Below are 13732 nucleotides of genomic sequence, written 5' to 3'. Positions count from 1 at the left end.
CGGCGCACGACCTCCCTGCCGGGCCGCGCGATGCCTACACCCCCATGACCTCCCGCGCCCGCCGCCCCGGCACCATGCCCAGCTGCCAGGCCTGCCAGCCCCGTTCGGGCTCGACGCCCTGCTGCAGCACCAGCGCGTACGCCCCCGCCGCCTCGCTCAGCGCCGGGTCGACCGGCCATTCCGCCGCCTCCAGCTCCCGGCGCAGCTCCGTCAACTCCTCCTCGGCCACCGCCGCTCCGACCACCGTGCCGCCCGGCGAGGAGTACGGCAGGAGCGTGCAGCGCAGGAAGCGGGCCCAGCCCGCTCCCCGCCGGTCGCCGTAGCCGGCGAACAACCGGGCGGCCTCGTCGGCCAGTTCGAGCGCGGGGCCGGTGCGGTCGTTGCCCGCGTCGACGACGGCGAGTTCCACGCAGGACCAGGCCTCGCCGTGCGGGACGCCCCCGCGCTGGAAGTCCGTCCGGGCCTCCTGCAGCAGCTGCCGCGCGAAGCCGCTGTTGCGCAGCGAGCCCGTCTGGGCCGCCCGCTGGTCGCGGGTGACGCGGCCGGAGTGGTGCCGGGTGCACGCCAGCCCGTACTGGTCCCGCATCCGGTTGAACATCACGCGGGCCCGCTCCAGTTCGCGCACCGCGGACGCCAGGTCGCCGAGCTCCTCCAGCGCCTGGCCCAGGTAGTACAGCGTCCAGGCCTCGCCGCGGGCGTCCTCGTTCCGCCGGTGCCGGGCCGCCGCCTGGCGGAACTGCTCCGCGGCGGACGCGGCGTCCCCTTCGAGCAGGGCGGTGCGGGCGAGCTGGGTCAGGGCCCAGGCCTCGCCGCGGGCGTCCTGGGTGCGCCGGTAGAGCTCCAGCGCCTGCCCCAGCTCCTCCCGCCCCGGTTCGGTGCGGCCGCGGCACAACTGCACCTGGCCGAGCTGGAAGTGCGCCCATGCCTGGCCGTGCAGGCTCTCGCTCTCGCGGTGCAGCTCCAGGGAGTCCTCCAGCATCTTCACCGCCTCGGCGAGCCGTCCGCGGTCCCGCTCGACGGCCGCCAGCGCGTGCAGCGTCCAGGCCCGGTCGCCGCTCAGCTCGGGGGACGCCTGCAGTTCCAGCGCCTCGCACAGCTTCTCGCCCGCCTCGCGCAGCTGGCCCTGGTGGTGCAGGGTGACGCCCAGGTCGCGCAGCGCCCGGGCGGCCCCGGCCTGGTTCTGGGCGTCGAAGTACAGGTCGACGACCGAGGCCAGGGTCGCGCGGGACTTGTCCAGCTCGCCGAGCTGGCGGGCCGCGACACCGGTGCGCCACTGCACCGAGCGCATCAGCAGGCCCCGGTCCATGGCCTGGGTCAGCTCGCTCAGCTCGCCGAGGCGGTGGAGGTCGCCGCGGAGCAGGCAGTAGTCGCACAGCGCGCCCAGCAGGTGCAGCACCACGGACTGCTCCACGCCCTCCGCGTGCCGCAGGGCCGCCGTGATGAAGCCGGACTCCTCGTCCAGCCAGCGCAGCGCCGCGTCCAGCGAGGTGAAGCCGTGGACGCCGCCGGGGCCGCGGGCGAACATGTCGGCCCGGGTGGAGGTCTTGCCGTCCACCATGCGGATGACCGAGTCGGCCAGTTCCGCGTAGCTGCGGAACAGCCGCTCCTGGGAGGCGGCGCGCTCGGCGGGCCCGTCCTCCTCGTCCAGTCGTGCCTGGGCGAAGGTGCGCACCAGGTCGTGCATCCGGTAGCGGTTGGCGCGGACGGGCTCAATCAGTCCGGTGCGGGCCAGGGCGGCCAGCCCGTGCGCGGCCTCCTGCTCGTCCTCGCCGAGCAGGGCCGCCGCGGCCGCCGGGCCCAGCGAGGCCCGTCCCGCCAGCGCCAGCCGGCGCAGCAGCCTGCGGGAACCGTCGCTCTGGTCGAGGTAGCGCAGCCACAGGGCCCGCTCCACCGGGTCCTGCTGTCCGGAGGCAGCCAGTTCGGCGCCGAGGACGTGCAGGGTGCGCGGGCCGAGGGCGGAGCCCGCCACCCGCAGTGCCAGCGGCAGGCCGCCGCACAGCTCCCGCACCCGGCCCAGCGCGTCCGCCTCGAACGGGGCCTGCGGGCTCTCCTCGGCAACCGCGCGCAGCAGTTCCTCGGTGCCGGCCGTGTCCAGCGGGCCGAGCGGCAGTTCGTACGTCCAGGCGGCCGTGCCCTCCGGCAGGGACAGCGGGGTGCGGGCGGTGACCAGGACCAGGCTCTCGGAGCGCTGCGGGATCAGCCGGCGCACCTGCTCGGCGTCGGAGGCGTCGTCCAGCACGATCACGGCGGGCAGACCGGCGAGGTGCTGGTCGTACAGCTCGGTCAGGCGCTGCAGGTGCTGCTCCTGCGAGGAGCGCTCCCGGAAGAGGAGTTGCTCGCGGGGGGCGCCGAGCTGGTTCAGCAGGTGCATCAGCGCGTCGCGGGCGGGCAGCGGCTGCTCGTCGGGGCTCTCGCCGCGCAGGTCCGCCACGCCGACGCCGCGGAACTGGTCGCGCAGGTGGTGGGCGGCCCGCAGGGCGAGTGTGGAGCGGCCGGAGCCGGGCAGGCCGTAGAGCACCACGACCGTCGGTTTGGTCTCGGTGTTCGCCCGGGCCTGCTGCACCCACTGGCCGATGCTGTTGAGCTCCTTGAGGCGTCCCGCGAACGGGCCGACGGCCTCGGGCAGATGGTCGAACGACCGGCCCAGGACGTTGCGCCGCTGGGCCGCCGCGCTGCGGTCCACGCCGCGCAGCGCCGGTCCGCGGCCGGTGGTGCTCGCGGCCCGGTCGGGGCGTGCGGTGCGGCCGCGGGTGGAGCCGGTCACCATGCGCTGGTGGTCCAGGAAGGGGCGGATGCCGCGGACCTCGACGGCCGTCAGCCACTGCAGCCGCAACTGCTCGGCGCCGCCGGGCTGTCCGCGCCGCGCGGCACGCCCGTGCGCGGCCGACCAGTGCCCGGAGGTGAGCCGGAGGACGGTGGCCGCGGCGCCCGCGACGGCGGCGGCCGCTCCCGCGCCCGCCGCGGTGCCGCCGGAGGTCCCGAGGCCGAGGTCCGCCGCGGCCGCGGCGAGTGCCGCCACGGCGGTGACCAGGGCCGGGGTGCCGAGCGAGGCCCGTGAGAGGCGGGAGCCCAACGGCCGTACGGAGGCGGCCTCCTCGTCCAGGGCGCGGGTGTAGGCGGTGTACTCCTCCGCGGCCGCGGCGGCCAGGGAGTCCAGTTCGGCGCGCCCCCGGCGCAGCAGCGCCTCGCCGTCCGTGCGCCCGCCGGAGCGGCGCACCTCCTCCTCGACGGCGCGCTCCAACAGCTCCTCGACGTTCCTGCGGTGGTCCGCTCGCACCGCGGTCAACGAGCCCTGCATGTGGTCCCCCTCCGACGGCGTGTTCTTCCCGCTGCTGTTCCCACTGCCAAGTGTTCCGTGTCGGAGGACTCTACGGCGGGGCTACGGGCAACTCGTCGGCAGGGCGGGCCCGGTGTGCACCGGGCCCACGTCATTCACCTGCGGATTCCTCCTCTCCGCGGGGGCGCGCACGGTTGGTGGAGGAGATGATCCAGGCGGCTCCGCGCGCCGCCAGGACGCGCCTGCGCTGCCAGCGCGAGCTGCGCCGGACGGCCTTCTCCCCGTCCGAGCAGACGAGGGCCAGTCCCGCCAGGCGCCGTCCGGCGCGGGCGAGTTCGGCGAGGAGCCGCGTCCTGCCGGCTCCGTGCCTGCTCACGCTCAGGGCGGCGTACAGGCCCACGATCTCCGACACGGCGGCGCCGATGCCCGTGACCGGGGCGTCCGCCTCCGGTGTCTCACCCTGTGGCACTGGTGGTGCCCCTTTCGCATCCGGGCTGCCGGAGCGGCCTGTTGACGGTGCCGGTTGGTGGTCAGGGGCCGGTGAGGACGAGCTGGTACAGGCCCAGTGCGCTGACGACGGTGATCAGCACGGTGATCGTCCAGCCTGCGGCCTTCGTCCCGGGGCCGATGGCGTGTCCGTCCATCAGCTCGCGGTGCGAGGCGGTCCGCAGGAGGAAGACCAGGCCGATGGGGGTGCCGATGGCGCCGACGACACCGGCCCAGTACAGGAGCCGGATGGGCGGGACCTCCGCGTAGGTGGCCGCGAGGCCGATCAGGACGGACGCCGCCATCGCGGCGAAGAACTTGGGGGCCTCGCGCGGGCGCAGGGACAGCCCGCGCCGCCAGTTGAGGTGGGCGCCGGTCACGTAGGCGGTGGTGGCCGTGATGACGGGGAGGGCGACCAGGGCGGAGGCCAGCAGTCCGAGGCCGAAGAGTTCGCCGGCCCAGGCCCCGGCCACGGGCCGCAGGGACTGGGCCGCGTCCTGGGCGGTGTCGACGTTCATGCCGTGGACGCCCAGGGTGGCCCCGGTGGCGATGAGGATGAACCAGAAGACCACGGTGGCGAAGAGGCTTCCCGCCAGGGCGTCGAACTGCCGGACGCGGTGCCAGTGCCAGGGGACCTTCTCCTCGGACTGGGAGATGGTCTGCCACACGTAGACGTAGCTGGTGGCGGTGGTGCCGATCAGGGACAGCAGGTCGAAGAGGAAGGTCTTGTCCCAGTGCAGGTGCGGCAGCAGGGTGCCGCGGGCCACCTCGGCCCAGTCGGGGTGCGCCAGCACCGCGGCGGCGGCGTAGGCGAGGAGCACGAGCAGCAGGTATTTCAGGGCGCGTTGGAGGACGTGGTACCCGAGCAGCATCACCGCGGCGAGCAGCACGAGGGACAGCGGGGCGGCGAACCAGCGCCAGTCCTGTCCGGTGAGCAGGCCCAGGGCGGTGGAGCCGGCCTCCAGGTCGGCGGCGATGGTGACGATGTTGACCGCCAGGATCGATCCCAGCAGCAGCCGCCCGACGGCCGGCCGGTACATCTTCGACACGGCCTCCTGGAGGTCGAGCCGTCCGGCCACGCCGACGCGGGTGGCGATCGACTGGATGACGCCGATGAGCGGGAAGAGCAGCAGGACGCACCAGCCCATGTCGTAGGCGGTGCCGGCGCCGATGACGGCGAGGGTGGCGACGGTGGTGGGGTCGGTGTCGGAGGCGCCGGCTATCAGGCCGGGCCCGACGGCGCGCAGATAGGTGCGCCAGGTGACGGGCCAGGCCCGCTGCTTCTGGGCGCGCGGGCTCCGGTTCTGTATGCCGGACAGGAAGGAGGATGCCTTGGTCCTCGATCCGGGTGTGGTCGACATCGGCTGCTCTCTCCCAACCGCGAGGAAACGAGGACCTGTTGCGCGTGGCGCGTCGGCTACTGCGCGGCCTTGCGCCCGCGGGCCCACTGCAGCCCCCATCCGTAGAGCCGGTCGAGGTCGGCCTGGTACCCGTAGACGTACCGGGCCTCGCGGCGCATGGTGAGCTGCCCGTTGCGGTTCTCGATCAGCGCCACGGCGCAGGAGCGGGCGTGCTGCGCCTGTTCGCGGAGCTCGACGACGAGGCGCTGCCCGGTGGGCGGATGGAAGCTGACAGCGGCGTGCACGCGGCTGAACGCGGGGGCGCCGCTGTAGATGTAAGCGAAGATCAGCAGGCGGCGGAAATGAGCGGCCTTGTCCAGGTTGATGTAAAGGGTCTCGCCCGATGCGGCGCCGAAGCGGTTGTCGTCGCCGAGTGTGATGTACGGGGGGTGGTACAGGTCGCCGGACAGGTCGCCGAGCGGCTGCACCACGCCCCGCTGACCGTCGGCCAGTTCGTACATGCAGGCCAGGTCCAGATCGACGGTCACCATGGCGGGGCCCTGCCGCTGCTCCCACCGGCCGGCGCGCTTGGACCAGCGCGGCAGCATGTAGTCCCGCACCGGGCGGAAGTCGGCGGACGGCGTCTGCCAGGTGAGGTTCACGCGCAGGGTGCCGGCGGTCGCCCCGTGGTCCGCGAGGGAGACGACCGGGTGTCCCTTGGTCAGCCGGTTGTGCATCGGATCCCCGAACATGCCGGCGCGGGGACTTCCGTGACTGCGGACGAGATAGCTCCACAGACTTCCGCCGCCCGCCTCGGGCGACGGTGCGGGCAGGGGCGTGCCGGAGTATTCCGGCCTGTTCCTGCGCCAGTATTCCCAGGTCATCTTCCACTGTCCTTTCCGCCCGTACGGCAATGGCCTCCGGACGGCAGATCGGGGACGGACACGGTGAGCGGGACGGTCCATGACGGGAAAGGGAGGGCGGGGCCGACAGGAGGAACCGCCGGAGAACCGGCCGGGGCGAAAACGGCTGATTACCGCCCGGTGACAGGGGGCCACCATGCGAACAGCTGAGAGTATAAGAATACGCAGCAGCGCATGCAAGGCGCCGCTTACACGGGAAGCGGAATTCACCGGCGCGGCACGGGATTTATCGAATGGGCATTCCCTTGCGGCCTCTTCAACGGCAATCCGCGGCTAAAATACGGGAATTGTCAATGCGCCGGAATCACGTACGCGGGCAATTCACCGGCGCGGGGTGCGGGCGCCCGGCGCCCGCCCGCACCCCGCGCGCCGCCACTTCCGGCCACGGGCACGGAAGGACCGGGTCAACGACCCGTCTCTGCCAGGGACTTGACACCGTCCAGCGTGGCCTCGATCCCCGCCCGCAGCTCGGTCAGCCGGGCGGCGATCAACTGCTCTTCCTTCTCCGGCATCTGCGCAATGATCGCGCTGAGCCCGGACGTTCCGGGCCCGATGCGCACGGAGTGCCGCAGCCGCGTCCCGCTGCCCTCCGGCTCCAGCGTGAACCGCCATGTGGCCAGCGCCTGCTCGGGACCGGTGGCGGCGTCACCGAACCGGCCTTCCACGTCGATCACCGCCCAGGCGAAGGCGCGTTCCTCGTCGAGCTCCGCGATCTGCGAGACGGTACGCCAGTCACCGATCTTCGGATGGCTGTTGTACCCCGCGAACCGCGCCCCCACGGCGGGCCCCTCGGCCCCGTCCAGCCATTCGACCCGCTGCAGCTCGGGGCTCAGCCGGGCCGGCAGGCCGATGTCCGTCACCAGCTCCCACACCACGTGCGGGGCCGCCGCCACGAAGACCTCGCACTCGAGGACCGGGCCGTCGGAGTAGCGCATCTCATCTCCCCCTTCACACAAGCAACATCATGTCGCCACAGACCCTACTCGTCGCGCCTGCAGCGCTTTTGAGCCGACCCCACCGGACTCCACGCCTCCGGGGCTGACCAAAAACGGACACCAGCGGTCGAAACCGACCGCGCGGCTCTGCCACAGTCGGCCCGTTCCATCCACAGACGATCAAGGAGAGTGCCGTGAGGGACACCGTTCCCCACCGGAGAGGCATACGCAGAGGCATACGCAGAGGCCTCCGACGCACCTTTGCCACGGGCGCGGCCGGGCTCGTGGTCGCCGGGCTGTCGTGGGGAGGTCCGGCGCACGCCGCGGAGCCGGGGCGCGAGCGGGCCGCGCAGGAGGCACCGTTGCTGGACTCCGGGTCCGCCGCCGGCAGGAAGTTCCGGTCCACCGGGCGCCTCGTCGGGGGCGACGGTACGACCTGCACCGCCACCATCATCCACTCCTCCGCACGGCCCGACCCCGCGCAGAAGGCGCTGATCCTGAGCAACGGGCACTGCGTCAGCGATGTGATGAAGACCAACGAGGTCGTCGCCGACCGGGCCGCCCCCGAGGGCTGGACCTTCACGCCCGCGTACTTCCACGACAACACCGCGGAGCAGAGGACGTTCTCCGTGGACCGCGTGGTGTACGCGACGATGAAGGGCATCGACGTCTCGGTGCTCCGGATCTCCGCCACCTACGGCGACCTCGCGAAGCTGGGCGTGACGCCCCGCACCCCCGCCGCGCACCGCCCCGCGCAGGGCACACGGCTGCAGGCCGCCCACGCCCCGGCCGACGGCGTCGAGGAGGGGAAGCGCTTCCTGCGGCTGTCCGAGTGCGCCGCCACGGGCACCGGAGTGGCCCTGCACGAATACACCTGGCTGTGGCGGGACTTCGTGCGCACCGACTGCCGCGGCATCAGCGGCGGCTCCTCGGGCGGTGCCGTCACCACCGTCGACGGCACGGAGCTCGTCGGCATGCTCAACACCGTCTCCACGCCTGGATACTTCGGATGCGGCCTGGGCCGCCCCTGCGAGGGCGGCGCCTCGGGGCTGGTCGTGCCCCCGGACGACACCGTCTACGTCACCCCGGTCGACGCCGTCGCCTCCTGCCTGGACGGCGCCGGGCTGCAACTGGACCGGCCGGGCTGCCGGCTGGACCGGGGCGAGCAGGTCGAGGTGACCTCGTCCGGGCAGCAGACGCAGAGCACCACGCCGCAGGGGCCGGCCCGCTGGGACGCGCACGTCACCCCGCTCGACGGCAGGCGTCACGCGTACGTCGCCTTCAAGACCGGCCCGTTCGGCGCCACCGACTGCACCCGGCGCGAGGGGTACTCCCGCCCGCAGGACCTGCCGGCGAAGGGTCTCGACTACTCCGAACTCCTCCCCGGGCGGGACAACTTGTACGTGCTGTGCGCCGTCGGCGGCCCGGACGCCACCGCGCAGGGCGCCGCCTGGGCGAGGTCCTTCGCCCACCCCTCGTACGCCTACGCGCGCGTGGACAACACGCCCCCGACCGTGGCCCCCGAGGTGAACGTCCAGCGCTTCGACGACGAGCCGGACGGCACCGTGTACTGGGTGCGTCCCGTCTACGCCCCGTTCGAGATCACCTCGTACAGGATCAAGTACGGCCCGAAGGCGGCCACGCACTGCGCCGACCCCGACGGCTACCACTACTTCCTGGGCATACCGGCCTCGTTGAAGGCCTCCGAGGGGCCGTGGACGTACTGCGCGATCGGCTACGACAACGCGGACAACCCGACGCCGCCGAAGACCGTCGACCTCCCCTAGCCCAACGGTGACCTGACCGCGCGCAGCGTGGCACGCAGAGGGCCGTCCGGCTGGATCAGCAGGGCGGCCTTCGGCCGTACCGGGCCGGGGTCGACGTCCACGTGGAAGCCCTGGGCGAGCGTGGCGAGCAGCAACGCGGCCTCGACCTGGGCGAATCGTGCGCCGAGGCAGGTGCGCTGTCCCCCGCCGAAGGGGAACCAGGCGTGGGCGGGCAGCGCTTCGGACATGCCGGGGTCCCAGCGTTCGGGGCGGAAGGCCCCCGGGTCGGCGAACCAGCGCGGATCGCGGTGCGCGGTCCACTGGCTGCACCACACCTTCATGCCGGCCGCGACGGGCAGGCCGCCGAGGACGGCGCCCTTGCGGGCGACGGCGGAGTGCAGCCAGACGGGCGGGTAGAGCCGCAGCGACTCCTTGACGATCTGCTGGGTCCACGGCAGGCGTTCGTAGTCGTCGATGCCCGGCGGCCGCCCGCCGAGGACCTGCTGCAGCTCCTCGTCGAGCCGGGCCCGCACCTGCGGGGCGCCGGCCAGCAGGTACCAGGTCCAGGTCAGGTTCGTGGACGTGGTCTCGTGGCCGGCCGCCCAGAGCGTGACCGCCTCGTCCCGCACCTCCTGGACGGAGAGCGGCCGGCCGTCCTCGTCCCGGGCCGCGAGCAGCCGGCTGAGCAGGTCGTCGCGGTCCTCGGCGTCCGCTCCGGCGGCCCGGCGCGCACCGATCAGCCGGTGGACCTCCGCGTCGATGGTCGCCACGGCGGCGTCCACCCGGCGCCGTGCGGGGGTGCGCACCCAGCCGGGCAGGAAGAGACTCATGCTGCGCAGCTCGGCCCCGACCTCGTGCTGCGCCACGATCATGGCGTCGCCGAGCGCGCCGCCCTGGTCGCCGATGTCGTTGCCGAACAGGGTGCGGACCACCACGCGCTGGGTGAGCAGTGCCATCTCCCGCAGCACGTCGATCCGTTGGCCGTCGCGCCAGCGGTCGGCGACGGACTGCGCGCAGTCGACCATGGTGGACGCGTAGAGGCGCACCTGGCGGGGTCTGACGGTCGGCTGGACCAGGGACCGTTTGCGGCGCCACTCGGCGCCCTTGCTGAGGATGACACTCTGTCCGGCGACGCGCCGGAACGCCCAGCCCACGTCGAGGATGTCGAAGGTCTGCTCCACCGCTCCCAGCAGTTCGCCGATGTGCTCGGGGTGCGAGACGAACAGGCTGCGCAGAGGGCCGAGCGACCAGGTCACGCCGTCGCCGTAGTCGTCGCGCAGCCGGGTGAGGAAGGTCAGCGGGTCCCGGCCGAAGGCGGGGAGGTTGCCGAGCAGCGGCAGGCCGCGCGGGCCGGCGACGGGGCGGAGGGGAAGGACGGCGGGCGCGGCGGCGGCCATGGCGGGAACCTCCGGGCGGCGGTACGGCCGCCCTGGCAGACAGTGGATCCCCTGATGGTGGCGCGCCTCCGGCACAGGCAAAAGACGCAGATCGGGTGATACGGGCACAGATGTGCGGGCCTTGGCGCCCCGTAGGGGCGCCAAGGTGCCGAGTGACGAAGCGTCCTGGAGCCGGTCCGGCGGATCTTGCAGCGCCCCGTCAGGGGCGCGGGGAACTGCGCGACCAGCCACCGACGGCCTGCAGCCGACGCACCACCTTGGGGTCCGGGGCGCAAGCCCCGAGCACCTCGACTGCGGCCGCGTCGTGGCTTGTCGCACAGTTCCCCGCGCCCCTGACGGGGCGCCGGACGCGCCCTAGTCCTGGGCCCGCTGCGTCAGCGGGGCGTCCGTGCGGTCGCCGAGGAACTCGTACCAGCGCCGCTGCAGGCACACGTACCGGGTGTCCGCCTCGACCAGGCTCAGGAACGACGACACGGTCTCCCCGAGCCGGTCCTGCAGCCCGGGGTCGGACAACTGCCCGTCCTGGAGCATCTCGTGCGCCTTGGCCAGGCTGAACATGTCGGGATACACCCGCGTGCCGAGGTGTTCGAGCGGGACCCGCAGGGCCCACAGCCCGCGGTTGCCGCCGACCATGGACGGGGAGGCCGACGCCAGCAGGGCCTGCTTGTCCTTGAACGGCTGCGGCCGGACGCGGGAGACCCAGTCGACCGCGTTCTTCAGCACGCCGGGCACGGAGGCGTTGTACTCCGGCGAGGAGATGACGAAGGCGTCGCAGGCGTCGAGCCGTTCGCACAGCGCCCGGGCTCCCGGCGGGATGCCCTCGGCGGCCTCCACGTCGCCGTCGTAGAGGGGCATGGGGAAGTCCGCCAGCCGGACCGCATCGGCCACGGCGCCCGTGCCCTCGACGAGGCGCGCCAGGAGCGCGGCGAGGCGCGTGTTGAGCGAGTCGGCGCGCAGCGAGGCGCTCAGGACCAGGACGCGGATCGGGGCGGGTGCGGCATCGGTGGCCATGGGGCCCATGATGGCGGCGCCGGGGGCGCCCGGCCACCCGGCGGGCGCCGGTCCGGTGAGCCCGTCACGGGTGCGGGACCGGTGCCTCCATGTGCGCGCTGATCCACTGGATGGGCCCCTCCCCCATGCTGGGCACGTACGTCCGCGCATTGTGCGAGCCGTTGGGTATCTCGCGCAGCATCGTGTGGACGGGACCCGTGTTGCTGTAGGTGGCGATGAACTGCTTCACGTCCGCCATGGCCTTCTTCTCCTTGGTGCCGACCTGGAAGGCGATGTAGACGTCCGGCCCGCCGGCGGCGATCAGCTCCTTCGCCAGCACCTGCGGGTTGTTCTGCTGCCGCTCCTGCTCGTGGCCGGCCCACAGCCGGGAGTCGGGCACGATGTCCGGGCCGGAGGCGATGACGGCCTTGAACTTGTCCGGCTTCTGCAGCACGGACTTCAGCCCCGCGAAGCCGCCGGTGGACGAGCCCATGAAGCACCAGCCGTCCCGGGACCTCAGCGTACGGAAGTTGGCCTTGACCAGGTCGGGCACGTCCTCGGTGAGCCAGGTGCCCATTTTCGGCTGGCCGGGGATGTCGCTGGCGTCGTAGTACACGCCCTTGCTCTCGGGAACCGGGTTCAGCACCGGCATGACCACGAGGAACGGGAGGCTCTTGCCCTCCTCGGCCCAGGTGGTGATGGAGGACTGCAGATGCAGGTCGGTGCCCATCCAGTAGTTCTTCGGGAAGCCCGCGCCCCCGGGCAGGGCGATCATCACGGGGAAGCCGCTCTTCGCGTACGCCGGGTCGTCGTACTGCTTCGGGGCCCACACCCACACCGGGCCGGTGAAACCCGACTTGGCGCCGTGCAGGGTCGTCACGGCGATCTTCGTGCCGTCGTCCAGGGTGCTCTCGACCCGGAAGTCCGCCTCGGGCCCGGTGGGCATCCGCGTCCGGGGGTCGGTGCGCTGCGTCGCCTGCCCGCTGCTGGGCTTCTTGCCGAACCTGATGGATTCGCCCTTGTCCGAGAAGACATCGAAGTGGTCGAGCACCGGCCACGCGATGAGCCCGAGGACCACCAGGGAGGCCAGGACCAGGCACCACTTCCTGGCGCGTGATATTCGATCACGCGCCTTCGATCGGTGAGTGCTTCCGGGCGAGTAGGACATCGCAATTCTCCAAGGGAATTCTCGCCTCCGGTCCCCCGGAACGCACCTGCTGCGCTAGGCGATCAACAACGCCGCGTCCCAGGGCAGGCCCCCGTCCGTCACGGGTCCCGCCAGGTGGTCGGCCAGCGCGAGGGCGGTGCCCGCCGCCCCCTCCAGGAAGCCGCACAGGGAGGAGAAGACGAACTCCCGCGCCGGATCGCGGTGCGCCAGGACCTCCCCGGCCAGCGGACCGAGCGCGGCGTGCAGCCGGGCGTCACCGCCGTCCTGGGCCATCCGGGTGACGACCTGGAGCAGCCCGGCGGTCCCGTGGCAGATCATGCCGTCCGGGAGCTCCCACTCCCGGCGCGGTCGCTCCAGCACGGCGAGCACGGCGTCGACGGCCTCCCGCTGCCACCCGGGCTCGCCCAGCGCCAGGCCCGCCAGCTGGAGGGCGCGGGCGACGCCCGGTGCGCCGTAGCACCACGCGGAGCGGGACCGGGGCGCATGGACACCGTCGCGCCCGTGACCGTGTTCCGGGTCCAGGCACGCAGGCCACGAGGAGGCGGTCCCGCCGTCCTGCAGGCGGTGCTTCCGCAGCCAGCCCACGATGTGCCGCATGGCGTCGTCCGTCCCCGGTACGACGACACCCTCCCGGTGGGCGAGGGCCAGCAGGGCCAAGGGGCCCGGAATGCCGTGCGCGAGGCCGAGGTTGAGGTGTCCGCGCGGGTAGCCGTCCGCCGCGGCCGGGGACGGCGGCCCGGGCACCCACCACCCCGGCACCGTCCGGCCGCCGTTCCGCAGCGGGCGGCACAACTCCACGAAATATTCGAGGACTTCACGGAGCAGCTCCCGCTGTCCGGCGCCGCAGGCGAGCAGGTAGCGCCCGATTCCCGCGAGTCCGCCGATCACGTCGTAGGCGGCCATGGCGGGTCCGGCCGTCCCGGCCGCCAGCCGGGCCCGCTCCCGGGCCAGGACGGAGCGCACATGCCGGGCGACGCGTTCGTCCAGCGCCGGGAGGAGCCGGGCGTAGTCCTGCGGCACCGTCACCGCGGAGCGCACGGCGAAGGCCAGGGCCGGCACGCCGTAGTAGAGCCCGGCGGCCGGCTGCGGGCTCCCGAGGCGGGACACCGCGGCGGCCAGGTGGGCGTGCGTCACCGGGCGCCGGGCGGGGTCCTCGCGCCCGAGCCTGGCGTGCAGCAGGGCCACCCCGGGGTGGCCCTCGCCCAGCGAGACGGCTCCGGGGACGCGGCCGGGGTCGCCGAGCCGGTCCGCGACCGCCTCGACCGCCGCCTCCGCCGCCGCCACGCCCGCCTGCAGCCTGGAATTCGTCATCGATTTTCCTCTCCTCAGCAATTCCGGAACGAGCCGGAAACAATCCCTTAACACTTCGCCCAGGGCTTTCCAGCCCCGGTTTGACGAAGATCGTAAACGTGTCCTAGCGTTCGAATCACGCCGGACTCCCCCGGTCCGA

Annotated in this window: 10 protein-coding genes; 1 reads left to right on the top strand and 9 read right to left on the bottom strand. The window is 73.1% G+C overall.

Annotated features, from left to right (window positions below; translation table 11 throughout):
* Positions 1-34 precede the first annotated feature (34 nt).
* The 5 genes from ACMATS_RS35400 to ACMATS_RS35380 form a co-directional block, all read right to left on the bottom strand.
* Positions 35-3298 carry a tetratricopeptide repeat protein gene (locus tag ACMATS_RS35400; RefSeq protein WP_414170299.1) on the bottom strand — a complete coding sequence of 1088 codons (3264 nt, stop codon included), beginning with the start codon at positions 3296-3298 and terminating at the stop codon, positions 35-37.
* Between the two features lie 130 nt (positions 3299-3428).
* Positions 3429-3746, bottom strand: a complete 318-nt coding sequence (locus ACMATS_RS35395) for a hypothetical protein (protein ID WP_390775295.1) — start codon at positions 3744-3746, stop codon at positions 3429-3431.
* 61 nt (positions 3747-3807) lie between these two features.
* A complete protein-coding gene (locus ACMATS_RS35390) occupies positions 3808-5124 on the bottom strand; it encodes an NRAMP family divalent metal transporter (RefSeq protein WP_390775296.1) in 1317 nt (438 codons plus the stop codon).
* Between the two features lie 56 nt (positions 5125-5180).
* Positions 5181-5987: a Tellurium resistance gene (locus tag ACMATS_RS35385; RefSeq protein ID WP_391154390.1), complete on the bottom strand. Its 807-nt coding sequence runs from the start codon at positions 5985-5987 to the stop codon at positions 5181-5183.
* 443 nt (positions 5988-6430) lie between these two features.
* Positions 6431-6961 carry an SRPBCC family protein gene (locus tag ACMATS_RS35380; RefSeq protein WP_391154392.1) on the bottom strand — a complete coding sequence of 177 codons (531 nt, stop codon included), beginning with the start codon at positions 6959-6961 and terminating at the stop codon, positions 6431-6433.
* 194 nt (positions 6962-7155) lie between these two features.
* On the opposite strand from ACMATS_RS35380, the gene ACMATS_RS35375 reads away from it, so the two are divergent.
* The gene (locus ACMATS_RS35375) at positions 7156-8748 is read left to right on the top strand and encodes a trypsin-like peptidase domain-containing protein (protein WP_414170298.1); all 1593 of its coding nucleotides are present in this window, start codon (positions 7156-7158) and stop codon (positions 8746-8748) included.
* On the opposite strand, the gene ACMATS_RS35370 is transcribed toward ACMATS_RS35375, so the two are convergent.
* The 4 genes from ACMATS_RS35370 to ACMATS_RS35355 form a co-directional block, all read right to left on the bottom strand.
* The gene (locus ACMATS_RS35370; RefSeq protein WP_414170297.1) at positions 8745-10124 is read right to left on the bottom strand and encodes a cytochrome P450; all 1380 of its coding nucleotides are present in this window, start codon (positions 10122-10124) and stop codon (positions 8745-8747) included. The genes ACMATS_RS35375 and ACMATS_RS35370 overlap by 4 nt on opposite strands.
* 354 nt (positions 10125-10478) lie before the next feature.
* Positions 10479-11135 (bottom strand): NADPH-dependent FMN reductase, encoded by a 657-nt coding sequence (locus ACMATS_RS35365; protein ID WP_414170296.1) that lies wholly within the window; start codon positions 11133-11135, stop codon positions 10479-10481.
* A gap of 64 nt (positions 11136-11199) precedes the next feature.
* On the bottom strand, positions 11200-12282 hold the full coding sequence (locus ACMATS_RS35360; protein WP_414170295.1) for an alpha/beta hydrolase: 1083 nt from the start codon (positions 12280-12282) through the stop codon (positions 11200-11202).
* A 54-nt stretch (positions 12283-12336) separates the two neighbouring features.
* The gene (locus ACMATS_RS35355) at positions 12337-13593 is read right to left on the bottom strand and encodes a lanthionine synthetase C family protein (RefSeq protein ID WP_414170294.1); all 1257 of its coding nucleotides are present in this window, start codon (positions 13591-13593) and stop codon (positions 12337-12339) included.
* Positions 13594-13732 lie beyond the last annotated feature (139 nt).

The organism is Streptoverticillium reticulum (genome assembly GCF_047456005.1).
Classification (GTDB): Bacteria; Actinomycetota; Actinomycetes; order Streptomycetales; family Streptomycetaceae; genus Streptomyces; species Streptomyces reticulum.
This window is presented reverse-complemented; position numbering and strand designations above follow the sequence as displayed.

Bases quoted from the DNA above. Each gene is read 5' to 3' on its own strand.
- ACMATS_RS35400 (WP_414170299.1), bottom strand. From the start codon at position 3,298: ATGCAGGGCTCGTTGACCGCGGTGCGAGCGGACCACCGCAGGAACGTC.
- ACMATS_RS35390 (WP_390775296.1), bottom strand. From the start codon at position 5,124: ATGTCGACCACACCCGGATCGAGGACCAAGGCATCCTCCTTCCTGTCC.
- ACMATS_RS35385 (WP_391154390.1), bottom strand. From the start codon at position 5,987: ATGACCTGGGAATACTGGCGCAGGAACAGGCCGGAATACTCCGGCACG.
- ACMATS_RS35380 (WP_391154392.1), bottom strand. From the start codon at position 6,961: ATGCGCTACTCCGACGGCCCGGTCCTCGAGTGCGAGGTCTTCGTGGCG.
- ACMATS_RS35370 (WP_414170297.1), bottom strand. From the start codon at position 10,124: ATGGCCGCCGCCGCGCCCGCCGTCCTTCCCCTCCGCCCCGTCGCCGGC.
- ACMATS_RS35365 (WP_414170296.1), bottom strand. From the start codon at position 11,135: ATGGCCACCGATGCCGCACCCGCCCCGATCCGCGTCCTGGTCCTGAGC.
- ACMATS_RS35360 (WP_414170295.1), bottom strand. From the start codon at position 12,282: ATGTCCTACTCGCCCGGAAGCACTCACCGATCGAAGGCGCGTGATCGA.
- ACMATS_RS35355 (WP_414170294.1), bottom strand. From the start codon at position 13,593: ATGACGAATTCCAGGCTGCAGGCGGGCGTGGCGGCGGCGGAGGCGGCG.